Here is a 24,259-nt window from a genome sequence, read left to right on the forward strand (position 1 = left end):
GCGTCATGGGCACCGGCTCGTATCGTCGACTATCGCGCTTTGCGCTGATTGGCATCGCGTCGACGCTGATCTACGCCGTTTGCGCTTTTCTGCTGTCGCGTGGACAGGCAACGGCGGCCCTGCCGGCGGCGCTCACATCGTTTGCGGCCTACGCCGTCGCCGCGCTGTTCTCCTACACCGGGCATAAATATTTCACGTTCACCTCGGGCGGCAGCCACGCTATGGAATTGCCCCGCTTCCTCCTGCTCACCGCTTCCGGCCTCGCCGTCGCGATCGCCCTGCCGGGGCTTTTGACCCAGATGCTCGGCGTCCCTGCCGCAATCCCGATCCTGCTCACCTGCATTGCCGTGCCGGTCATCAACTATGTCGTCCTCGGGCGGTGGGTGTTTCGTGGTCTCTAGCGCGCGATCCCTCAGTGAACTGCTGCCCGGCGCCAACCGCTTCTCGCCCTTTGTGGGCGTAGCGGGTGCTCCGTTGCTGCTGGCCAGTCTGGTCGTCACATACGCCGTCTGGCTATCGACCGTTGCAATTCCGACCAATGTTGACGTGTCGTGGCTTCTGGTCGTCTGCGACCGCCTGCTTGGCGGAGAGCGGCTCAACACCGACATCGTGGAGACCAACCCCCCTTTCTCGATCTGGCTCTACATGCCGTTCATGCTCCTGGAAAAGCTCACTGGCATGCGTGCGGAATTCTGGCTGACGCTTGGCGTCGTTTGCCTGAGCCTGGCCAGTCTTTCCGTTTCCGTCCGCATTCTCGCGCGCGATGAACCGGTCTATCGGCAGCCCCATGCGCTGTGGGCGGCAGCGGCGGCCCTGTTTTTGATCCTGTGTTTCATGCCGGATCAATTCGGCCAACGCGAGCACTTCGCATTGGTTGCCATTCTGCCTTGGGTGGCGTTGCAATGCACACGTCAGCGGAACCTGGATTTCAGCGCCGGCTCGCGCCTGGAGCACATGGTCGCGGGCTTCGGCGCGGCGGTCGTGGTCATGGTCAAGCCGCCCTATTTTGTGCTGGCCTTCATGTTGCCGTCGCTCTGTCTTGCGCTTGAAAGGCGGTCGCTGAAACCGCTCTTCGTCGCAGAGAACCTGGTGGGCGCTGCGATCGTGGCCGCCTATATCGCGTCCATCGCGCTCTTCGACCGCGCTTACGTCAGCGACGTCCTGCCCTTGGTCAGGGAGGTCTATCTTCCGTTGAGGGCCTCTGCCGCCGATATGCTGGCAAACTGGCCGAAAGTGGTGCTGCTTCTGGCCGCCGCCACCGTGCTTGCGGCCGGCGGCCTGAGAAAGACGAACTGGGACGTCAGGATTCCGCTCCTGACCGCCCTGGGGTTCATTCCGGCCTTCATCGTCATGGGCAAGGGTTGGCCCAATCACGCGCTGCCGATGGTCGTTGTTGCGACACTTGCATTTGGCATCCAGCTTGTGCGGTTCGGCACATTCGGCAGTGCAGGCTTCGTTCGCAAGGCCGCCCTGATCTTCGGCTGCGTGCTGGTGCTGCAAATAGCGGTCAGGGCACAGTACGCGGCGCTGACGACGGATAACGGCCCGATCGCCCGGTCTGTCGCCGCGATCCGCGCAACGGTCGAAACCCCGACCATCATGTCTATTGCCGACCAGATGCAGGTTGCCCATCCCCTCGCCAGGCTGGTCGGCGGCAGGTTCATATCACGCCATCCGAGCGCCTGGGCGGTCTCCAACGCGGACACGCTCGCCCGCGTCACCGGCGATCTCGAACGGAGACCGGAACTTGAAAGCATCCGCGATCGGGTGATCGGCGAAAACGCCGCCGAGATATCAGCGAAGAAGCCCGATATCGTGCTGTCAGGCTCGCCCGCGTGGACTGCCCTGATGCTGCAGGACAAGCGGATCCAGGTTGCCTTGGCCGACTATCGTCTGCTGCACGCCGAGCCGGAAATCACTGTCTATCTGCGTTACACGGCGCCTGCGCCGCTCCAAACCGATTGAGCAGGAGCCCCCGGAAACCCATGACACGGCTGGATCCAATCGCTCCGCTGGACGACATATGGCTCGATCTCGAGAGCCTCGGTGCAACAGCATGAGCGTCTCGAACGACATTGGCGGCTTGAGCCGCTGGCGCGACCGGGATATTGCGGCGTCGCTGCTTCCTAGCCGCAATGTCCTGGCCATTGCCGCAGTCACCGTCTTCTCGATCTTCTGGCAGCGACGTTGGGGGACTGTTCCCGACACTAGCTGGCTGATCACGGTCTGCGAGCGTATGCTGTCCGGTGAGCGGCTTTACTCGCAAATCTATGAGACCAATCCCCCATTCAGCGTCTGGCTCTATCTGCCGCCAGTGGCTGCGGCCAGATTGCTGGGCACCGCCCCGGAAATCCTGGTTGAGGCCTGGACATACCTTGCCGTGCTTATCGGACTTTCGCTCTCGGGCGTGATCGTCAAGCGTGCGGGTTTCACCGAAACTGCATCATTGTTTGCACTGGGGCCAGCGTTTTGCGCAATGTTGGTGGTCTTCCCCGGAAATGCCTTCAGCGAGCGGGAGCATATCGGCATGGCACTTTTCATGCCGCTGCTTGCGCTTCATGCCTGGCGCGCGCGCAGAGATGCAGCTGCCCAACCAGACCCCGGGCTCGCCGTACTCGCCGGCCTGTCGGGCAGCATTCTGCTGCTGGTCAAGCCCTACTATGCGATCATGGTGTTGGCGCCGGCACTGGTCGTTGCAGTGCGCCGGCGCAGTCTGAAATCGATCTTCGCCCTGGAACACTGGGTCATTGGCGGCATCTGCGTTGTCTATCTCAGCACGGTCACGCTGATCCATCCGGAATTCATGCGCGACATCTATCCCCTCTTGGCGGACGTTTATGCAAAGATCGGCATCTTTTGGCCGATTGTGATCGGCTACGGTTTCTCGTGGTGTTTCCTTGTCTTCCTGATCTGGTGGCTGTGGCCTGCCAGGCGGTTTCCAGAGCTGGCGGCGGTAGCGTTGGCGGCATCGATCGCTGGCATGTTTCCCCTGTTCTACCAAGCCAAAGGCTGGTCTTATCATGCCTATCCCGCGATCTTTTGCGCTGTGGCAGCCATTTTCTGCCTGCTGGCACTGCCCAGGATCGTGCAGCAGCCGTCGAAGCTGTTGACGTTCGTGACGGCTCCTTCGCGAGCTTGGGCATTGGCGGCGGTGGCAATCGCTTTCTTGCCGTACTGGAGCACCCAGAAACCAGGGCCGGCGCTGGTTGCCGCAATTCGCGCCGCCACCGATCGGCCGACCGTAGCGTTGGTCAGTTCGGATATTTCCTCGGGACATCCGTTGAACCGTATGATCGATGGGCAGTTCGTTTCGACCCACGTCAGCGATTGGCTTGGAGCGTTCGCACTTTCCCTGTCCCGGCACGCAGCCCTCTCGGGTGACACCGCCGAAGCCACGCGTTACCAGGCCATCATGGCGCGCTACGTCGAAAGCAAACGCGAAGAGTTCGCGCGTCTGCGCCCGGATATCGTCGTCTTCAAGAAAAACAACACAATGTGGACAAGCCAACTGATGGGGCGTTTTGGCTTTGACGCCATCCTGGCGCACTACCGCATTCTTATCGAGGACGAGACCGAGCGCATCTATTTGCGCGACGATTATGTCCGCCCGGGCCACCGGCCACCCGAACAGCCTATTTCGGCATCGTCACCCGTCGCAGCGTCAGATTGATGCGGCCGCCACTCCTGAGCAATGCCGAGGTCGACGGGTAGATACGGTCGACGCCGTGAAAGCAGAGCCGCCCTTCGCCGCCAAGCACGACGACGTCGCCGCTCCTCAGCCTGAACGATTTGGTGGCGCCGTCGCGCGTCGTCTGGCCGACCCGGAACAGGCAATCGTCGCCGAGCGACACCGAGACGACAGGCGCGGAGAAATCGCTCTCGTCGCGGTCCTGGTGAAGACCCATCTTGGCATCCTGCGAATAGGAATTGACCAGGCAGGCTTCCGGCGGGTGCGCATAGGCAGATACATCCCGCCACAGTTCGAGCAGCATCTCCGGGATCGGCGGCCAAAGCCTTCCGGTCACCGGGTGGGTCGGCTGGTAGCGATAGCCGTGCTCCTTGTCGGTGACCCAGCCCAGCGGACCGCAATTGGTCATGCGCACGCTCATCTCCTTGCCGGTACGCGGCATCGCCGGCACGAACAGCGGCGCCTTCTGCACGACCTGCCTGATATCTTCCACCAGCACTTCCTGCATGGCGCGCGACAGGTAGCCGGGCATATGGCGGACGCCTTTGGGCAGTACGAGCATCGCGTCGCTTAATCCGTTGGTCTGGAGAAATCAGAATGCCACCGTCAAATGAAAACGGCGACCTGAAAGCCGCCTCCGACGGTGGCTGCGCGCTTTAACCGGCGATCTGAGATCCGAAGCCGCTTCGGCTGTCACTCATCCCCGACCCGGCCGCGCAGTTTCTTGATCGAGCCGCGCCCGGCCTTGCTCTTGAGTCGTCTTTCGACCGCGCCTTTGGACGGCCTGGTCTTCTTGCGCGGCGGTGGTGGTGGTTCGGCGGCCTTGGCGACCAGTGCCGTCAGCCGCGCCCGGGCGTCCGCCCGGTTCTGCTCCTGGGTGCGGAAGCGTCCAGCTTCGATGACGATGACGCCGTCCTTGGTGGCGCGCTGGCCGGCAAGCTTGATGGTCCGTTCGCGCACCCGCTCCGACAGGCCGGCCGCATTGGCGGCATCGAAGCGCAATTGCACTGCCGTCGCCACCTTGTTGACGTTCTGGCCGCCCGGGCCGGACGAACGGATGAAGTCCTCGTGCAGGTCGCCCGGATTAATCACCGCATCGTCGGTAATGATGATCTTGTCGTCGGCGTTCATGCCGCACTCATGGCGCGGCAGGCGAAAAAAGAAAAGGCCCGATCGAAGCCGGGCCTTGAAGCATCACCAGGGGCGACGGCTATTCAGCCGCTATCTGCATGCGTGGTGCGGCGCCGAGCACGGTGGCGTCGACATGGGCTTCGAACTTTTCGAAATTGTCGACGAACATACCGACCAGCCTTGCCGCCTGCCGGTCGTAGGCGGGCTTGTCGATCCAGGTCGATCTAGGGTCGAGAATGGCGCGGTCGACGCCGGCAACCGTCACCGGTACGTCGAAACCGAAATTGGCGTCGGTGCGGAAGTCGGCCGCTTTCAGCGAGCCGTCGAGCGCCGCCGCAAGCAGCGCCCGCGTTGCTTTGATCGGCATTCGCTTGCCGGTGCCGTAGGCGCCGCCGGTCCAGCCGGTGTTGACCAGCCAGCAATCGACGCCGTGGCGGGCGATGAGCTCGCGCAGCAGATTGCCGTATTCCGACGGATGCCGCGGCATGAACGGTGCGCCGAAGCATGTCGAAAATGTCGCTTCGGGTTCCGTAACGCCCTTCTCGGTCCCCGCCACCTTGGCGGTATAGCCGGAGAGGAAATGGTACATGGCCTGCGCCGGGGTCAGCCGCGCGATCGGCGGCATCACACCGAATGCGTCGGCGGTCAGCATGATGATGTTCTTCGGGTGGCTGGCGCGCCCCGTCTTGCTGGCGTTGGGGATGAAGTGGAGCGGGTAGGCGCAGCGTGTGTTTTCGGTCAGCCCGCCGTCGTCGAAATCCGGCACGCGGCCTGCGTCGAGCGCCACATTCTCCAGCACCGTGCCGAAGCGCTGGGTGGTGGCGAAGATCTCCGGCTCGGCTTCGGCCGAAAGCTTGATCGTCTTGGCATAGCAGCCGCCCTCGAAATTGAAGATGCCGTGCGGTCCCCAGCCATGCTCGTCGTCGCCGACCAGCGTGCGCGACGGGTCGGCCGACAACGTCGTCTTGCCGGTCCCGGAAAGGCCGAAGAAAACGGCCGCGTCGCCGACGGGCCCTTCATTGGCCGAGCAGTGCATCGGCATCACACCTTTTGCCGGCAGCAGATAGTTGAGCACGGTGAACACCGACTTCTTCATCTCGCCGGCATACGAGGTACCGCCGATCAACACGATCATGTGCGAAAGATCGACGGCAATCACCGTTTCGCCGCGCGTGCCGTGGCGGGTGGGATCGGCGCGGAACGACGGCAGGTCGATGATCGTCAAATCGGGCATGAAATGCTCGAGTTCGGCGGCGGCCGGTCGGATGAGCAGATTGCGGATGAACAAGGAGTGCCAGGCAAGCTCCGTGATCACCCTGGTCGGCAGCTTCAGCTCCTCGTCGGCGCCGCCGACCAGGTCCTGCACATAAAGGTCCTTTCCAGCCGCGTGGGCGCGAAAATCGGCAAGCAGCGTATCGAACTGGATCGGCGAAATCGCTTTGTTGTTGTCCCACCATACATGCGGCGCGGTGCTTTCGTCGCGCACCACGAATTTGTCCCTGGGCGAGCGGCCGGTGTGCTGCCCGGTCTCGGCGGCAAGCGCGCCATGCGCGGTGAGTCGGGCCTCGCCACGGCGGATTGCCTCCTCGTAGAGCGCGGCCGCGCCGAAATTATAGCGCACCACGCCCGTGGTTCTTAGGCCGATCCGATCGATTGCACATGCAGGATTGCGTTTGCCGGCTTCCGACATGGGTGTCCCTTCTTCGATTTACCGCGTCTTTACCGGCGAATTCCGGAACTCCCATTGCAGGAGCTAAAAACGTCAAAACCAGAAAAGGCGAATGATATCAAATCATTAATCGATTTAAATATTTTGAAAGTTGTTTAAATCGTTTATATGTGCAAAAACACTGATGGTTGCCCAAAGGATTGGCGATGTTCATTCGTCCAATCCATATCGAGGTACAATTGTGGCCGTCGACATGCCGTGCGTGACAGCGGATACAGCCTATGCCACATTTTGTACCTAATTTGTCCTGCAAAAGCCCCTTCTCGACGAAAGAAGGGACAGCTCATGAGGGAGCCGCTTGAAATGGCAACAATCGCGCTTGTCGACGACGATCGCAACATTCTGACTTCGGTTTCGATCGCCCTCGAATCCGAGGGTTATCGGGTCGAAACCTACACGGATGGGGCATCGGCGCTGGAGGGACTGGCGGCGCGCCCGCCGAACCTCGCCATCCTCGACATCAAGATGCCGCGCATGGACGGCATGGAGTTGCTGCGCCGGATGCGTCAGAAATCCGACCTGCCGGTGATCTTCCTGACCTCCAAGGACGATGAGATCGATGAACTGTTCGGCCTCAAGATGGGCGCCGACGACTTCATCCGCAAACCCTTCTCGCAGCGTCTTCTTGTCGAACGCGTCCGCGCCGTGCTGCGACGCGCCAGCACCCGCGAGGCGGCTGCCAAGGCGCCCAACCAGCAGGCCCGGTCGCTTGAGCGCGGCCAGCTTGTCATGGACCAGGAGCGCCACACCTGCACCTGGAAGGGCGAGCCGGTGACGCTGACCGTCACCGAGTTCCTCATCCTGCATTCGCTGGCCCAGCGTCCGGGCGTTGTAAAAAGCCGTGATGCGCTGATGGATTCGGCTTATGATGAGCAGGTCTATGTCGATGACCGCACCATCGACAGTCACATCAAGCGGCTACGCAAAAAGTTCAAGGCCGTTGATGATGACTTCGAAATGATCGAAACCCTTTACGGAGTCGGATATCGGTTCCGCGAAGCTTGAGTCGAGCGGGAGCTGCTATTCGATGGCAGTGCAAGTAGAGCGAGTGAGACGGTCGGGCGCCGCCAGGCGCCCGCCGCGGATTCTGCCCGCCTTCGTGTCGAAAATTACGGTGCCGATGCGCCGGTTTCTCGGCCATCACATCTTTTCCAGCCTGACGCGGCGTATCCTCTTTCTCAACCTTGCCGGCCTTGCCGTCCTGGTCACCGGCATTCTCTATCTCAATACCTTTCGCGACGGGCTGATCGACGCCCGTGTCGAGAGCCTGATGACTCAAGGCGAGATCATCGCCGGCGCGATCGCCGCCTCGGCGACGGTCGAGACCGATTCGATCAGCATCGATCCGGAGAAGCTGCTCGAGTTACAGGCCGGCGAAAGCCTCGGCCCGGGCTCCGATCAGCTCGATAACCTCGATTTCCCGATCAATCCGGAGCGCGTGGCGCCGGTGCTCAGGCGGTTGATCTCGCCGACGCGCACCCGCGCCCGCATTTACGACCGCGACGCCAACCTGCTGCTCGATTCCCGCCATCTCTATTCGCGCGGCCAGATCCTTCGCTACGACCTGCCGCCGGTCGAAGAGGAACAGCCAGACCTTCTGGAGCGCATCCAGAAATTCGTCTTCGATTTCTTCCGCAACAAGCAGCTGCCCGTCTATCGCGAGCAGCCGGGTGGCAACGGCGCCGCGTTTCCGGAAGTGGTCAAGGCGCTTACCGGCAGCCCGTCGACGATCGTGCGGATCTCGGAGCAGGGCGAGCAGATCGTTTCTGTGGCGGTGCCGATCCAGCGCTTCCGTGCCGTTCTCGGCGTGCTGATGCTGTCGACCGAAGGCGGCGACATCGACAAGATCGTCGCGGCCGAGCGCAAGGCGATCCTGCGCGTGTTCGGCATTGCCGCCCTGGTTACCGCCATCCTGTCGATGCTGCTGGCCTCCACCATCGCCAACCCGCTGCGCCGGCTTTCCGCGGCGGCGGTCAGGGTTCGCCGCGGCGTCAAGAACCGCGAGGAAATCCCCGACTTCTCCGACCGCCAGGACGAGATCGGCAATCTGTCGATCGCCGTGCGCGACATGACCAATGCGCTCTACGCCCGCATCGAGGCGATCGAAAGTTTTGCCGCGGATGTCTCGCACGAGTTGAAGAACCCGCTTACCTCGCTGCGCAGCGCGGTGGAGACATTGCCGCTGGCCAGGAACGACAATTCGCGCAGCCGGCTGATGGATATCATCCAGCACGATGTGAGGCGGCTTGACCGTCTCATCACCGATATTTCCGATGCCTCCCGTCTCGATGCCGAGCTGGCGCGGGAAGATGCGGGAACCGTCGACCTCAAGAAGTTCATCACCGATCTGGTCGCCGTCTCGCGCGAGGCCACGCGCAACAAGAAGGCGGTCGAGATCGAATTCAAGGTCGCCAAACTGCCACAGGGCGTGAAAGGCTACTTCGTCGTCGGTCATGACCTGAGGATCGGCCAGGTGATCACCAACCTGATCGAGAATGCCCGCTCGTTCGTTCCCGAGGAACGTGGCCACATCACCATATCGCTGGCGCGCGCCGGCAAGTTCAACATCGTCACCATCGACGACAATGGACCCGGTATCCGTGCCGATAACATCGACCGCATTTTCGAGCGGTTCTATACCGATCGGCCGGCCGGCGAGGCGTTCGGTCAGAACTCGGGCCTTGGCCTGTCGATATCCAGGCAGATCGTTGAAGCCCATGGCGGCACGCTGAGCGCCGAGAACATCCCGGGCACCAAGCCTGGCGAGATCAAGGGCGCGCGCTTCGTGGTGACGCTGCCGGCGGAAGGCTGACGGATGAATTCCAATCACGCCTGGTCCTATTGTGCAGCCTGAAAATATTCACGGCACCGCGATCCTGATAGGTGATCGCGGCATTCTCATCACCGGACCGTCCGGCTTGGGCAAGACGACGCTGGCGCTCGCCTTGATCGATCATTGCAGCCAGCGTGGGCTGTTTTCCCGGCTGATCGGCGATGACCAGCTCTATGCTGCAGATTGCGACGGGCGGCTGGTCTGCCGCGCACCAGCCAGCATAGCCGGCCTCGTCGAGGTGCCGGGATTCGGCCCCAAACCGATACGGTTCGAGCCAAGCTGCGTGATCGACCTCATTATCCGGCTGGTGCCAGCCGGCAAAATGGCCCGCTTCCAGGAAGACTGCAGCGAACTCGTTGTCGGCGTACCAGTGCCGCGCATTGATCTTGCCGGGCGCAATGTAGCGGCGGCCTTGCCGGCAGTGATGTCGCGCCTGTCGATTGCGCCTTTCCTGTGATCCGATTTCGATTTTTTGCTGCAATGCGTCAAATTGGCTTGGGCCGGCGCAATTTTGGGCTTGTCAACAGGCCTTGCGTCGACAAGATAGCGCTCCCGCCACCTGGAACGGTCGGCGAGCATAAAATGCGCCTGTGAAGCGGCGATGACGGGAGCCACCAAAGAATGATCGGACTCGTGCTTGTAACGCACGGTCAACTGGCCGCCGAGTTCCGCAATGCCGTGGAACATGTCGTTGGGCCACAAGACAATTTCGAGACCGTGGCGATCGGTGCCGACGACGATATGGAACAGCGCCGCCGCGACATTATCGACGCGGTCGGCCGCGTCGATACGGGATCAGGCGTCATCGTTTTGACCGATATGTTCGGCGGCACGCCCTCCAACCTCGCCATTTCCGTGATGGAATCCGGGCGCATCGAGGTCATTGCCGGCATGAACCTGCCGATGCTGATCAAGCTGTCCAGCGTTCGCAAAGGCGACAACATGACGGCCGCGCTGGATGAGGCGCAGGCTGCCGGCCGTAAATACATCAATGTCGCCAGTCAGCTCCTGAGCAGCAAATGAGTGCCCTGTTGCCGGAAAAGGACAAGATCGTTCGCGACTTTCCGATCGTCAACCAGCGCGGCCTGCATGCGCGCGCCTCGGCCAAGTTCGTTCAAATCGCCAGCGGCTTCAACGCCACGGTCCAGGTCGAGAAGGACGGCGTCAAGGTCGGCGGCACCTCGATCATGGGCCTGATGATGCTGGCGGCGAGCCCCGGTTATTCGATCCGCGTCACCGCCACCGGCCCGGAGGCCGAAGAGGTCATCGATGCGCTGGAGCAACTGGTTGCTTCCCGTTTCGGCGAGGAGTGCTGACGGCTTCGCCGACGGCACCTGCTGCGGCATGTTCGGGCGCAACCTTGCGGCGGTGAAGGAAATCGCATTTTTGCGCGACCGTCGCGTATTTTGTTCTTGCTTTGTGCCGGCAGCTATGCTACTAATCTCGCTATGGTGCCAATTGGCCCCGAAGACCCGCCCGCCGAGGCGGGTTTTTTGTTTCCGGCTTTGAAAGTGTTGCCGATCTGAGGTCTGAGGGACGGCCACCTTGGACAGCACCCCTTCTGCGCGCTCTCATGGCCGCCGTAGCTGAAGACATGCACGGATAAAGATTTCTTTATATCCCATTGTCGTCCGACTCCCGATCTGCTAGTCAGGCCGGCAACTCGCGCCCTCCGACACGCCTTCGGGGCGGGCGCGTCCCGCAATCAATTCGCATCGGAGCACTGCCATGACGGGTAGCAAGGACTATGTGGTCGCAGACATCGCGCTTGCCGGCTGGGGCCGCAAGGAGATCGAGATCGCCGAAACCGAAATGCCGGGCCTGATGGCCTGCCGCGAGGAATTCGGCGACAAGAAGCCGCTCAAGGGCGCGCGCATCACCGGCTCGCTGCACATGACCATCCAGACGGCGGTGCTGATCGAAACGCTTAAGGCGCTCGGCGCCGATATCCGCTGGGCTTCCTGCAACATCTTCTCGACCCAGGACCACGCCGCCGCGGCCATTGCCGAGGCCGGAATTCCGGTGTTTGCCGTCAAGGGCGAGACGCTGGAGGACTATTGGGTCTACACCGACAAGATCTTCCAGTGGGCCGATGGCGGCACCTCCAACATGATCCTCGACGACGGTGGCGATGCCACCATGTACATCCTGATCGGCGCCCGCGCGGAGGCCGGCGAGGATGTGCTGTCCAATCCGGGCAGCGAAGAGGAAGAGATCCTGTTTGCCCAGATCAAAAAGCGCATGCAGGCATCGCCCGGCTTCTTCACCAAGCAGAAGGAAGCGATCCGCGGCGTCACTGAAGAGACGACGACCGGCGTCAACCGGCTCTATCAGCTGCAGAAAAAAGGCTTGCTGCCGTTCCCGGCGATCAACGTCAATGATTCCGTCACCAAGTCGAAATTCGACAACAAATATGGCTGCAAGGAATCGCTTGTCGACGGCATTCGCCGCGGCACCGACACGATGATGGCCGGCAAGGTCGCGGTTGTCTGCGGCTATGGCGACGTCGGCAAAGGCTCGTCGGCTTCGCTCAAGGGCGCCGGCGCCCGCGTCAAGGTCACCGAGGTCGATCCGATCTGCGCGCTGCAGGCGGCGATGGACGGTTTCGAGGTGGTCACGCTCGAGGACGCGGCGCCGACGGCCGACATCGTCATCACCACCACCGGCAACAAGGACGTCGTTACCCTCGACCACATGCGCCTGATGAAGGACATGGTGATCGTCGGCAACATCGGTCACTTCGACAACGAGATCCAGGTGGCCTCGCTGCGCAATCTGAAGTGGACCAACATCAAGCCTCAGGTGGACATGATCACCTTCCCGGACGGCAAGCGGATGATCCTTTTGTCGGAGGGCCGTCTGCTCAACCTCGGCAACGCCACCGGCCATCCGAGCTTCGTCATGTCGGCGTCCTTCACCAACCAGGTGTTGGCCCAGATCGAGTTGTACACCAAGCCCGGTCAGTACGAGAACCAGGTCTATGTCCTGCCGAAGCATCTCGACGAAAAGGTCGCGCGCCTGCATCTCGACAAGCTCGGTGCCCGCCTGACCGAACTGTCCGGCGAACAGGCCGCCTATATCGGCGTCACTCCGCAGGGACCGTTCAAGCCGGAACACTACCGCTATTAACCACGGCGAAACTTGCCACTAGATATTGAAGCCGGGCAATTGACTTTTCGCCCGGCTTTATTTTTGCGCTGATTGATTCTTCACGCCGATTCGCGCAAGCGCTATGGTGCTGATTCGCGGTCCGGGGACGAGGCCCGGGCGCACGCATCAGGGCGGTCTTGCATTCAGGCGGCGAAGAGGACCAAGACATGCCGGGGGATAACCCGCCTTGCGCGGGACAGGCCGTTTCCGGCGGCCATAACGATTCGATCACGGGCTCCGCTGCCAGAGGCGGCAGCCTTCTATGGCGCGCCGGCAGCCGTGTCGGTGTGCTGCTTGCTTCTTCCGCGCTGGTTGGTCCGCTGCTTGGCTTTACTGCACATGCCCAAACCCGCGTGGCGCAAAAGGCCGGGCTGTCGGTCAGCACGGTCGAGGTCATGCAACTCGCCATGTTCGTCGGCGTCATGGGGGCGGCATTGCTGTCGGCCATCTTTCTGATCCGCGAACGGGCGCGCACCGCGGCGGAAAATGCCGAGCTCAGGACCCGCATCGCCGACGTCAATGCCGCGCTGCAGCGCTCGGAGGCGCTGCTCCATTCTCGCGATCAGCGCGTGGTGGTATGGGCGGCCGAGAACAAGAAGCCCGAACTTGTCGGGACATTGCCGATCGAGAGCGGCGCGCCGGAGGACCGGGCGGCCTTCCTGGCTTTCGGCCGCTGGCTGATGCCGCGTTCGGCGGCCGCACTCGAACATGCCGTAGCGGCACTGCGGGACAAGGCAAAGCCGTTCGATCTGGTCATCGAATCGCAGGCCGGCCAGCCGCTCGAGGTTCACGGCCGCAAGAGTGCGGCGCATGTGCTGGTTCGCTTCGTCTCGCTTTCGGAGACACAGCGAAGCCAGGCCAGGCTGAAGATCGAGAACCAACGCTTAGCCGCCGACCATGAGACGCTGATCGGTCTTCTGGATGCGCTCAAGATGCCGTCATGGCTGCGTACTGTCGACGGGCGGCTGAAATGGGTCAACCGCGCCTATGCCGAAGCGGTCGAGGCCGAGAATGCCGAAGCGGCGGTCCGCGATGGCAAGGAATTCCTCGGCGGCCAGGCGCGCGACACGATCGCTGCGCAGCACAAGTCGCGCGCGGTCTTTGAACAGACGCTCTCCACGGTCATCGAAGGCGACCGCCGTATGTTTGCCGTGACCGATTTTGCCGGGGCGGATGGTTCGGCTGGTCTTGCCTGCGACATCAGCGCTATCGAGGCCATTCGCGCCGAATATGAGCGGACCATGCAGAGCCACGCCGACACGCTCGATCAGCTCAACACCGCCGTGGCGATTTTCGACACCGACGAGAAATTGCGGTTTTTCAATCAGGCGTTCCAGAAGCTATGGGGCCTCGACAGCGGCTTCCTGCACAGCGCGCCGGACAACGCCTTGCTGCTTGACCGCCTGCGCAGCGAAGGCAGGATCGCCGAGCAGCCCGAATGGCGGCGCTGGAAAGAGAGCCTGCTCGGCGCTTACCGCGCGGTTGAATCGCAGGAGCATTGGTGGCATCTGCCGGACGGCAAGACCATTCGCGTCGTCGCCAATCCGCAGCCCAAGGGCGGCGTCACCTGGGTGTTCGAGAACCTGACCGAGAAGATGGACCTTGAAAGCCGCTACCAGACCGCCGTCCGGGTCCAGGGCGAGACGCTCGACAACCTCGCCGAAGGCGTCGCTGTGTTCGGCCCCGACGGCAAGCTGAGATTGTCGAACCCGGCGTTCGCGGCATTGTGGGGGCTGGATGCCGATGCCTCAAAACCCAACGTCCATGTCTCGACGATCCGCAACCTTTGCGACCGCCGTGCCGTCGACAGTCCGTGGGGCGGGTTCGTTGCCGCCATCACCGGCTTCGACGACGAGCGCCGCGACCGCCACGGCCAAACCGAATTGAACAACGGCACCGTTTTGCGCTACGCCGTCATCCCTTTGCCCAACGGCCAGGTGATGATGACCTTCGTCGACGTTACCGACAGCGTCAATGTCGAGCGGGCGCTGAAGGACAAGAATGAGGCGCTGCAAAAGTCCGACCAGATCAAGAACGAATTCGTGCAGCACGTCTCCTATGAGCTGCGCTCGCCACTCACCAACATCATCGGCTTTACCGAGCTTCTTTCACTGCCGTCGACTGGTCCGCTGAACCAGAAGCAACGCGAATATATCGGGCATGTCGGCTCGTCTTCCTCGGTCCTGCTCACCATCGTCAACGACATCCTCGACCTGGCGACGGTGGATGCCGGCATCATGGAACTCGACATTTCCGAAGTTCACATCGATCGAACCATTACGGCTGCCGCCGAACTGGTCGCCGACCGGCTGGAGGAACATGCGATCAAGCTTAGGATCGACGCGGCGGCCGCGCCGAAAACCTTCCACGGCGACGAGATCCGCGTCCGCCAGATCCTCTACAATCTGCTCAGCAATGCCGCCAATTACGCGCCGGAGGCGAGCACCATAACGCTCGCCTGCCGCCAACTTGCCGACGGCGTGGAATTTTCCGTTCACGATGACGGCCCCGGCATGCCGCCGGACCTGCTTGACTCAGTGTTCCGGCGCTTCGAGCCGCGCACCAATGGCGGCCGCCGCCGTGGCGCCGGGCTCGGCCTGTCGATCGTCAAGAGCTTTGTCGAACTGCATGGCGGCAGCGTCCGCATCGAGACCGGCAGGGATAAGGGCACCACGGTTGTTTGCGCCTTTCCCGACACGCCGTCCGGCATCCGCGCGGCGGCCGAGTAGCGCGTTCGATGGCGGTATTGGTGCTGGAGCGTTTTCTCGCCGACGAGGCTGCGACGGCAAGGTTCGGCGAGGATCTCGCCATGTCGCTGCGCATTGGCGACGTGCTCGCCCTCAAGGGCGATCTCGGCGCCGGCAAATCGACCTTGGCACGGGCGCTGATCAAGGCACTGGCCGACGATGCCGGACTCGACGTGCCGAGCCCGACCTTCACGCTGGTCCAGAGCTACGACACGCGTGTGCCGGTTCATCATTTCGATCTCTACCGCTTGGGCACGGCATCCGAGCTGGACGAGCTGGGCTTCGACGAGGCGCTGACGCAAGGCGCCGCGCTGGTCGAATGGCCGGAGCGGGCAGAGGCATATCTGCCGAAAACCTCGGTGCTGGTCGAACTTCTCCAGCAGGGCGACGGCCGACTGGCGAGACTATCGGGAGAGGGCGCCGCCTTCGAGCGCGCGGCGCGATCGCTGGCAATGCGCGATTTTCTCGGGCAGGCCGGTTGGGGCGAAGCGCAGCGACGACATTTCATCGGTGATGCCTCGGCTCGCTCCTACGAGATCGTCACGCTCGCCAGATTTCCGCCGCGGGTGCTGATGAACTCGCCAAGGCTGGTGCTCGGACCGCCAGTCCGCGACGGCAAACCCTATGCCGAGATCGCTCACACCGCGCAATCCGTTTCGGCGTTCGTCGCCATCGACCGGGCCTTGCGGGCCGGCGGCGTCAGCGTCCCGGAAATCTATGCCCAGGATCTCGACCAGGGTTTTCTCCTGCTGGAGCATCTCGGTTCCCAAGGGTTTCTCGACAAGCGCGGCCAGCCGGTGGCCGAGCGCTACGCTGCGGCGGCCGAACTGCTTGCCATGATGCACGGCAAAACATGGCCGGCCCGCATGCAGGCCGGCCCCGGCGTCTTCCATGAGGTGCCGCCTTTCGACCGCGACGCCATGATGATCGAGGCCGAATTGTTGGTCGACTGGTATGTCCCGGCGATATCAGGCGCTCCGCCTAGAGAGGCGCTGCGCGCCGGTTACCGCAGCGAATGGAGTGCGGTGCTCGATCGGCTGGAGGGGCGCGAATACACGCTGATGCTGCGCGATTTCCATTCACCCAACCTGATCTGGCGCGCTGACCGTTCCGGTCACGATCGCCTCGGCGTCGTCGATGTCCAGGACGCGCTGATCGGGCCGTCCGCCTACGACGTCGCCTCGCTCGCCATGGACGCGCGCGTCACTATCTCACCCGAAATCGAAAAGCACACGCTCGCCGCCTACATCGCCGCGCGACGCGCTGCCGGTGCCTTCGATGAGAACGAATTCCGCGAAACCTATGCAATCATGGCCGCACAGCGCAATTCCAAGATCCTCGGCATCTTCGTGCGGCTCGAAAAACGCGACGGCAAGCCTTATTATCTGAAGCATCTGCCGCGCATCCGCGACTATCTTCGCCGGGCACTGGCGCATCCGGCGCTGGCCGGGCTGCAGGATTTCTACATCGCCCACGGCTTGCTGGAGGAACGCTCGATTTGACGGCTAAGGATTTGGGCCCGAGGGCGTCGGATGAGCAGCCGATGCCGACGACCGCCATGGTGCTCGCCGCCGGGCTCGGCAAGCGCATGCGGCCGATCACCGACACCATGCCGAAGCCGCTGGTCAAGGTCGCCGGCAAGACATTGCTCGACTGGGGGCTGGACTGCCTAGCCGAAGCCGGCGTCGCCAAGGCCGTCGTCAACGTCCATTACCTCCCGCAACAGATCGTGGACCATGTAGCCCGCCGCAGTGCGCCGAGAATCGTCATCTCGGATGAGAGTAGGGGCTTGCTTGACTCCGCCGGTGGTATCGTCAAGGCATTGCCCAGTTTAGGGGTGCCCTTCTACGTACTCAACGCCGACACCTTCTGGATCGACAGCGGCGTCTCCAATCTCAGGCGTCTTGCGCTTGCATGGGAGGGCGCGACAATGGACATTCTGCTGATGCTTGCGGATCTCCAGTCGGCAACCGGACATAGCGGCGGCACCGATTTCCTGGTGGCGCCGGACGGCGCCTTGCGGCGTGCGAACAACGATCCCGCCGGCCTGATCTATGCCGGCGCCGCAATCGTCCATCCGCGCATCTTCAAGGATGCGCCGGCCGGTCCACACTCTCTCAACGCCTATTTCGATGCGGCAATCGCCGCCGGCCGCCTGTTCGGCATGAAAATGCAGGGCCACTGGATTACTGTCGGCACACCTGACGCGATCTCGCGGGCGGAAGCAGCGGTCGCCGCCGCGCTTGCCGGCACGCCCAATGCTGTTGCTGAGGCACCCGGCGCTCTTACCGAGTCGAAATGAGCGGCTCCCGCCGCGTTTTCTCGATCCCGCCCGGAGCGCCGTTCCTGCCGACGCTGGCCGAGGCGCTGCTTGCGGGGCGCTTGGTTCCCGGCTTCGCCTATGACGGCGATCCGCTGGCGCTGGCCGATCTCACCATCTATGTGCCGACGCGCCGTGCGGCGCGGGCGCTTCGCGGCGTCTTCGTCGATGCTCTCTCGCGCTCGGGAAGCCGCTCGGCGATCCTGCCGGTCATCCGCCCGCTTGGTGAGTTCGATGAAGATGAAGCCGCCTTCGAGGCAGGAGCTTCGGTCGCCATCGACCTTGCGCCGCCGATCGCCGCGGTCGAGCGTCTTCTGCTGCTTGCGCCGCTGGTGCGGGCGTGGAAACGCCGCCTGCCGGCACATGTCGCGGCATTGTTCGACGAGGAGATTGTCATACCGGCCTCCGCCGCCGACGCCATCTGGCTGGCGCGCGACCTTGCACGCCTGATGGATGAGATCGACACCGAAGGCACGGATTGGGCAAGGCTCGCCGACCTTGTAACCGGCAATCTTGCAGGCTGGTGGCAGGTGACACTCGACTTCCTGACCATCGTGACGGAGAACTGGCCGAACCTGCTCGAGGAACGCCATCGTTCCAATCCGGCCGCGCATCGTAATGCCCTGATAAGGCTGGAGGCGGCGCGGCTGAAGCGTAATCCGCCAGCCGGACCGGTGATCGCCGCCGGTTCCACCGGCTCCATTCCCGCCACGGCCGAGCTGCTTGCCGTGATCGCCGGTCTGCCCAATGGCGCCGTCGTGCTGCCCGGGCTCGACCGGGCGTTGGACGAGCCGTCCTTTGTCGCGATCACCACACCGGGCGCGCGCCCAGCCGTGCTTGGCCACCCGCAATACGGCCTGGCAAAGTTGATCGGCAAGATCGGCGTGCCGCGCGCCGATGTCGAGGAGATTGCTGTTGCGCCGCGACCGCTTGCGCTGCGCGCCGCACTTGTCGGCGAAGCGCTGCGCCCGGCGGAGACCACCGAGCTCTGGGCCGAGACGCGCGCTCGCTTTAGGGCCGGCGATATTGCCGAGGCCTTCGCCGATGTGACGCTTCTCGAAGCCGCCAGCGAACGCGACGAAGCCGTGGCGATCGCCGTCGCGCTCAAACAGGCCGTCGAATGGCCCGGCCAGCGCGCCGCACTCGTCACCGGCGACCGCGCTCTGGCGCGGCGCGTCTCAGTCGAGCTGCTGCGCTTCGGCGTTGCCGCCGACGATTCCGGCGGCACGCCGCTGATCAACACACCAGCCGCCAGCCTGCTCAGGCTGGCGCTTCAGGCAGCCTTCCGCCCGGGCGACCCCGTCGCCCTGCTGTCGCTGCTCAAGCATCCCCTGCTTGGCCTCGGCCTGGAGCGGGCAAGCGTGCGCTATGCGGCCGAAATCGTCGAACTCGTGGGGCTGCGCGGCGGCACAGGGCGTCCGGACGTGGCGTCGCTGCCGCAGCTCTTCGACACCCGGCTCCTCGAATTCGACGGCGGCGGCAATCGCCGCCCACCCTTCTGGTGGCCGCGGCTTTCGGTCAGGCGCATCGAACAGGCGCGCGACCTGCTGATCCGGCTAACGGCCGCGCTGGCGCCGCTGGTTGCTTTTCGCGGCGACGAGAATGCCGATCTTGCCACCCTTGTGCGCGCCAGCGTCGTTGCGCTCGAAAGTCTCGGCCGCGCCGCTGACGGCAGCCTGAGCGAACTCTATGCGGGCGATGCCGGCGAAAAGCTCGCCGAGCTCTTGCGCGGGCTGGTCGCGGCCTCGGTGTCGTTCTCCTTCGCCGCTGACGAATGGCCTGACGTCATGGAGGCGCTGATCGCGCCCGAGACGGTCAAGCCGGCGCAGGGCACCGACAGGAACATCGCCATCTGGGGTGTGCTGGAAGCGCGGCTTCAGGATGTCGACACGCTGGTCGTCGGCGGGCTCAACGAAGGCGTGTGGCCGCGCAAGCCGGAGAGCGACCGCTTCATGTCGCGGCTGATGAAGACCGGCATCGATCTTGAACCGCCCGAGCGGCGCATCGGCCTTGCCGCCCATGATTTCCAGATGGCCATGGGCGCCAAAAAAGTGGTGCTGGCTCGCTCCGGCCGCTCCGGCGACGGACCGTCGGTACCTTCGCGCTGGCTGCAGCGCATCCTTACATTCGTCGGCGAGGACCACGCTGCTGCACTTCGCCGGCGCGGCGACGAACTGCTTGCCTGGGCGCGTGCGCTCGATGCCGGCGAAAAGCAGGACTTTGCGCCGAGGCCGCAGCCGAAACCGCCGCTCGCCGCGCGGCCGCACCACTTCTCGGTCACCGAGATCGAAACGCTACGCCGCGATCCCTATGCGGTCTATGCCAGAAGGATACTCGGCCTGATGCCGCTCGATCCGGTCATTCGCGATCCGGGCGCCGCCGAGCGTGGCACGCTGTTTCACGCCATTCTGCACCTCTTCTCGGCGAGGGTGGCCGACCCGCGCGCGCCGGAGGCGCTGGACGGGCTCATCGCCGCAGGCCGCTCCTGCTTTGCCGAGGCGGCCCTGCCGGCCGATGTCGAGGCGGTGTGGTGGCCGCGTTTTGAAAAGCTTGCCGCCGGCATCATCGAATGGGAGCGCGGCCGGGCCGCCGCCGTGGCACGGCGGCACGCCGAGGAACGCGCCGAAAAGACCGGTGTCGGCCGATCCGGCGTGACCCTGTCCGGCTACGCTGATCGAATCGATCTGCTGGCTGGCGGCATGGCCGACATCCTCGACTACAAGACCGGCTCCTCGCCATCCAAAGCGCAGGCGCACACGCTGCTCGCGCCGCAACTGGCGCTGGAGGGCGCGCTGCTGCGTCGCGGCGCCTTCAAGGAGCTTGGCGCCTGTGAGCCGTCGCAACTGGCTTTCGTGCGGCTGAGGCCGAATGGCGAGGTGTTCGAAGAATCGATCCTCGAATACAACCGCAAGCCGCGAACCGCCGCCGATCTCGCCGAAGAGGCCTGGGCGAGGTTGGAAAAGCTGCTGATCCACTATGCCGACCCGACGACCGGGTATTTGTCGCGGGCGTTGCCGTTCCGCGAGGGTGAGACCGACGGCGATTACGACCATCTCGCCCGCGTGCTCGAATGGTCGGCCGGCGGCGATGCCGACGACGAGGGAGGGGAGGCATGAAAAAGGCCTATCCCATTCCAAGCGACACTGTCGCCAGTCAGGCAAGCGCCTCCGATCCGCGCAATTCCGCATGGGTGTCGGCCAATGCCGGATCCGGCAAGACCCATGTACTCGCCCAGCGCGTTATCCGGCTGTTGCTGCGCGGCACCGATCCGTCCAAGATCCTGTGCCTGACCTATACGCGTGCCGCCGCCGCCAACATGTCGAACCGGGTGTTTTCGACCCTGTCGCAATGGACGGCCCTGGGCGATGCCGAGCTCTCGACACGGATAGAGGCGCTGGACGGCCGCCAGCCCGACCGCGAAACCATGCGCCGGGCGCGGCGGTTGTTTGCCGAGGCTCTGGAAACACCGGGCGGGCTGAAGATCCAGACCATCCACGCCTTCTGCGAATCGGTGCTGCATCAGTTCCCGCTGGAAGCCAATATCCCTGCGCATTTCGAAATGCTCGATCCGCAAATGGAGGCATCGCTGTTTGCCGCCGCCCGCCGCGACATGATTTCGGGCGGCGTTGCAGGCGATGCGGCATTGTCCGACGCCTTCGCCACCGTGCTGGAGCGCGGCGGCGAGCATGGGCTCGACGCATTGCTGGCCGAGATCGTGCGCAAGCGCGATGGTTTGCGTGCGTTCATCACCGCGGCCGGCGGCGATGGTTTTCAGGCGCTGTTCGACGAGTTCCATTTCCGCGCCGGCCAGACGGCCGAAGGTATAGCCGCCTCGGTCTGGCCGCTGCCCGGCTTCCTGCCGGATTATCTCGTCATCTTTTCACGGGCGGCCGAGGCCGCCGATGCGCGCATCGTGCTGAACAATCTGCTGCCATACGCCCGCCTTGCCTTTGCCGAGGAGGATCCGGTACGTCGCCTGAATTTGCTCTCCAAGGCTTTCCTGAGGGCCGACGGCGAGCCTTACGATCCGGCAAAGACATTTAAAAGGGCATTGCTTGACCGGCTACCCGATCTTGCCGAACGTTATCTGGCGGCGGTCGACGCCATTCTCGAAATCTCCGACCGGCTGGCCTTGTTCAGGATGCTGGAAGGCACGCGTGCGGCGCTGACCATCGCCGACTGGCTGATCGCCCGTTACGAGCAATTGAAGCGCGCCCGCGGCTTCCTCGACTTTAACGACCTGATCACCCGTACGGTCAACCTTTTGGCACGGCCCGATGCCGGCCCTTGGGTGCAGTACAAGCTCGACCAGGGCATCGACCACATCCTGCTCGATGAGGCGCAGGACACCAGTCCCGACCAGTGGGAGGTGGTCAAGCGGCTGGCAGAGGAGTTCTTTGCCGGGCTCGGCGCACGCGACGCGGTCCACCGCACCATCTTTGCTGTCGGCGACGAAAAGCAGTCGATCTATTCCTTCCAGGGAGCCGCCCCGGATTCCTTTGCCGACAGCCGGCTTTTGTTTGCCGGCAAAGTTAGATCCGCCGCCGCCGCCTTCGCCGATCTCAAGCTGACCTGGTCGTTCCGCTCGACCGAAGATGTTCTTGCCGCCGTCGACCGGGTCTTTGCCGACCCGAACGTGCGGCGCGGCATCAGCCACGATCCTGATCCGCTCGACCACAAGGCGATCCGCACCGATGCGCCGGGTCATGTCGAGGTCTGGCCGTCGATCGGCGCCAACGTCGTCGACGAACCAGACGATTGGACGCAAGCGGTCGACCATGCCCACGCGCCGGCAGTCCGCGTCGCTGAAAACGTCGCCGCAACGATTGCCGGCTGGATCGGCAACGGTGAGGTCATCGAAGGCCGCGGCAAGAAACTCCGCCCCGGCGACGTGCTGGTGCTGGTGCGCAAGCGCGATCGCTTCGTCCATGCGCTGACGCGGGCGCTGAAGCGCCGCGACATTCCGGTGGCCGGCGCCGACCGGCTCAGCCTGCCCGGCCACGTCGCGGTGAAAGACCTGATCGCACTTGGCCATTTTCTCATCCAGCCCGAGGACGATCTGTCGCTGGCCGCCGTGCTGCGCAGCCCGATCTTCGATGTTTCGGAAGAGCAGCTTTTCGCGCTTGCTGCCCAGAGGCCGTCGGGCGTCTCGCTGATCGCCTCGCTGCGCCGGCATGTCGGCGAAAGCGAGGCGTTGGCCGCCGTCGTCAGCCGGCTCGACACATGGTCGAACGAGGCCGCATTCAAGCCGGTGTTCGAATTCTATGCCGCAGCTCTCGCCCGCGACGGCCTGCGCAAGAAGATGATCGCGCGGCTCGGTCCGGAGGCCGGCGATATCCTCGACGAATTCCTGAATTTCTGCCTGGCCGAGGAGCGAACCGGCCTGCCAGGGCTGGAATCCTTCCTGTCGACGCTGGAAAACGCCGGCCCCGAGATCAAGCGCGAAATGGACCAGACCCGCGACGAGGTTCGCGTCATGACCGTGCATGCCGCCAAAGGCCTGGAAGCGCCGGTGGTATTCCTTGTCGATGGCGGCTCCGCGCCGTTCAGCGACCAGCATCTGCCGAGATTGATGCCGTTCGAAGGCTCGGGCGACTGCTGGGAGGGCAAGGGCTATCTCTGGCGTTCGGCCAGCGATGTCGCCAATGGGTTTTCACGCGCCGCATCGGCCCGCGCCCGCGAGCTCGCCGACGACGAATACCGCCGGCTGCTCTATGTCGGCATGACCCGCGCCGAGGATCGGCTGATCGTCTGCGGCTACCATGGCAAGCGGGCGCCGAATACCGGCACCTGGCATTCGATCGTCAGCCGCGCACTGGTCGGTGCCGCGGAGAGCAAAGAACGCCGGCATCCCGCCACTGGCGAGACCGTGCATCGTTTCCAGGTGACGAAACTGCCGCCCATGCCACTGGCGGCAGTGAATGAGGCACGACAGGCGGAACGCTTTGCACCACTGCTTGAAACCCTGTTCCGGCCTCTGCCGCCCTTCGAGGAATTGCCGCGGCCGCTCTCGCCGTCCGGCGCCTCGGTGCTGATCGAGGAGGCGCGGCAAGCGGTGGCCGACACGCGTTCGCCGGTACTGGATGCCGACGCCGAGCCCGGCTTTGCCGTCATGCGCGGGCTGGCGCTGCACAAATTGCTGCAGATGCTGCCCGGCATCGCCGACGGAAAACGCCGGGATGCCGCCGAACGCTATCTGGCAAGAGCCGGCGCGGAATGGCTCGACGACGAGCACGACAAGGCCTTGGCTGGCGTTTTCAGAATTCTTGCCGACAGCCGCTTCGCGCCGCTGTTTGCGCCAAACTCGCGCGCCGAAGTCGCCATCATGGGCAGCCTGGAGGTAAGGGGCAAACTGCGCTCGATTTCCGGCAAGATCGACCGGCTGGCAGTAACGCCGGACAAGGTTTCGATCGTCGACTACAAGACCAATCGGCCAGCGCCAGCTACGCTCGCCGAAGTGCCGCAAGCCTATGTTCTGCAGCTCGCACTTTATCGCGCGCTGCTTCAGCCGCTCTATCCGGGACGCGAGGTCTCGGCGGCGCTGCTGTTCACCGAGGCGCCGCGGCTGATCGAGCTGCCGGCGGCGGCCTTGGACGATGCGCTTGCTAGACTCACGGGAGCGTGACACAACACTTGCTTGAAGACGGACGCGATCACCACC

General features: G+C 63.7%; 17 protein-coding genes. 14 read left to right on the plus strand and 3 right to left on the minus strand.

Translation table 11 applies throughout. From position 1 onward, the window contains the following. Positions 1-5 precede the first annotated feature (5 nt). The 3 genes from NKJ32_RS03065 (at position 6) to NKJ32_RS03075 (ending at position 3,670) form a co-directional block, all read left to right on the plus strand. Positions 6-401 (plus strand): GtrA family protein, encoded by a 396-nt coding sequence (locus NKJ32_RS03065; RefSeq protein ID WP_023677541.1) that lies wholly within the window; start codon positions 6-8, stop codon positions 399-401. Next, positions 391-1,965: a hypothetical protein gene (locus NKJ32_RS03070; RefSeq protein WP_352826781.1), complete on the plus strand. Its 1,575-nt coding sequence runs from the start codon at positions 391-393 to the stop codon at positions 1,963-1,965. Before NKJ32_RS03065 ends, NKJ32_RS03070 begins: the two co-directional genes overlap by 11 nt. 91 nt (positions 1,966-2,056) lie before the next feature. Continuing rightward, positions 2,057-3,670: a hypothetical protein gene (locus tag NKJ32_RS03075; protein WP_352576332.1), complete on the plus strand. Its 1,614-nt coding sequence runs from the start codon at positions 2,057-2,059 to the stop codon at positions 3,668-3,670. On the opposite strand, the gene NKJ32_RS03080 is transcribed toward NKJ32_RS03075, so the two are convergent. The 3 genes from NKJ32_RS03080 to NKJ32_RS03090 form a co-directional block, all read right to left on the minus strand. Continuing rightward, the gene (locus NKJ32_RS03080; protein WP_352691471.1) at positions 3,633-4,250 is read right to left on the minus strand and encodes an alpha-ketoglutarate-dependent dioxygenase AlkB family protein; all 618 of its coding nucleotides are present in this window, start codon (positions 4,248-4,250) and stop codon (positions 3,633-3,635) included. The two genes, NKJ32_RS03075 and NKJ32_RS03080, sit on opposite strands and share 38 nt — an antisense overlap. Positions 4,251-4,381: 131 nt before the next feature. Further along, a complete protein-coding gene (gene arfB / locus NKJ32_RS03085) occupies positions 4,382-4,819 on the minus strand; it encodes an alternative ribosome rescue aminoacyl-tRNA hydrolase ArfB (RefSeq protein ID WP_023677545.1) in 438 nt (145 codons plus the stop codon). Between the two features lie 79 nt (positions 4,820-4,898). Further along, positions 4,899-6,509 (minus strand): phosphoenolpyruvate carboxykinase, encoded by a 1,611-nt coding sequence (locus tag NKJ32_RS03090; RefSeq protein WP_023677546.1) that lies wholly within the window; start codon positions 6,507-6,509, stop codon positions 4,899-4,901. A gap of 342 nt (positions 6,510-6,851) precedes the next feature. Between NKJ32_RS03090 and NKJ32_RS03095 the strand changes: the two genes are divergently transcribed. The 11 genes from NKJ32_RS03095 to addA all read left to right on the plus strand — a co-directional run bounded on the left by NKJ32_RS03095 (position 6,852) and on the right by addA (position 24,223). Next, a complete protein-coding gene (locus tag NKJ32_RS03095; protein WP_023677547.1) occupies positions 6,852-7,553 on the plus strand; it encodes a response regulator transcription factor in 702 nt (233 codons plus the stop codon). A gap of 22 nt (positions 7,554-7,575) precedes the next feature. Continuing rightward, positions 7,576-9,360: a sensor histidine kinase gene (locus tag NKJ32_RS03100; RefSeq protein ID WP_023677548.1), complete on the plus strand. Its 1,785-nt coding sequence runs from the start codon at positions 7,576-7,578 to the stop codon at positions 9,358-9,360. 31 nt (positions 9,361-9,391) lie between these two features. Then, a complete protein-coding gene (locus NKJ32_RS03105; RefSeq protein ID WP_352568484.1) occupies positions 9,392-9,838 on the plus strand; it encodes an HPr kinase/phosphorylase in 447 nt (148 codons plus the stop codon). A 164-nt stretch (positions 9,839-10,002) separates the two neighbouring features. Beyond that, on the plus strand, positions 10,003-10,404 hold the full coding sequence (locus NKJ32_RS03110; protein WP_254815942.1) for a PTS sugar transporter subunit IIA: 402 nt from the start codon (positions 10,003-10,005) through the stop codon (positions 10,402-10,404). Then, positions 10,401-10,697, plus strand: coding sequence for an HPr family phosphocarrier protein (locus NKJ32_RS03115; RefSeq protein WP_023677551.1), 297 nt, complete (start codon positions 10,401-10,403; stop codon positions 10,695-10,697). The genes NKJ32_RS03110 and NKJ32_RS03115 overlap by 4 nt, the downstream gene beginning before the upstream one ends. A gap of 412 nt (positions 10,698-11,109) precedes the next feature. After that, positions 11,110-12,510: an adenosylhomocysteinase gene (gene ahcY, locus NKJ32_RS03120; RefSeq protein WP_023677552.1), complete on the plus strand. Its 1,401-nt coding sequence runs from the start codon at positions 11,110-11,112 to the stop codon at positions 12,508-12,510. Between the two features lie 188 nt (positions 12,511-12,698). Further along, positions 12,699-15,260: a sensor histidine kinase gene (locus tag NKJ32_RS03125; RefSeq protein ID WP_023677553.1), complete on the plus strand. Its 2,562-nt coding sequence runs from the start codon at positions 12,699-12,701 to the stop codon at positions 15,258-15,260. An 8-nt stretch (positions 15,261-15,268) separates the two neighbouring features. Then, on the plus strand, positions 15,269-16,780 hold the full coding sequence (gene tsaE, locus NKJ32_RS03130) for a tRNA (adenosine(37)-N6)-threonylcarbamoyltransferase complex ATPase subunit type 1 TsaE (RefSeq protein ID WP_023677554.1): 1,512 nt from the start codon (positions 15,269-15,271) through the stop codon (positions 16,778-16,780). A 41-nt stretch (positions 16,781-16,821) separates the two neighbouring features. Then, complete coding sequence (locus NKJ32_RS03135) at positions 16,822-17,580, plus strand: nucleotidyltransferase family protein (RefSeq protein WP_352568482.1); 759 nt, start codon at positions 16,822-16,824, stop codon at positions 17,578-17,580. Beyond that, positions 17,577-20,714 carry a double-strand break repair protein AddB gene (gene addB / locus NKJ32_RS03140; RefSeq protein ID WP_352568481.1) on the plus strand — a complete coding sequence of 1,046 codons (3,138 nt, stop codon included), beginning with the start codon at positions 17,577-17,579 and terminating at the stop codon, positions 20,712-20,714. Before NKJ32_RS03135 ends, addB begins: the two co-directional genes overlap by 4 nt. Beyond that, positions 20,711-24,223 (plus strand): double-strand break repair helicase AddA, encoded by a 3,513-nt coding sequence (addA, locus tag NKJ32_RS03145; RefSeq protein WP_352826784.1) that lies wholly within the window; start codon positions 20,711-20,713, stop codon positions 24,221-24,223. Before addB ends, addA begins: the two co-directional genes overlap by 4 nt. The last annotated feature ends 36 nt before the right edge of the window (positions 24,224-24,259 follow it).

Origin of the sequence: Mesorhizobium sp. M0159 (assembly GCF_040322295.1) — a bacterium.
In the GTDB taxonomy this organism is placed as follows: Bacteria; Pseudomonadota; Alphaproteobacteria; order Rhizobiales; family Rhizobiaceae; genus Mesorhizobium.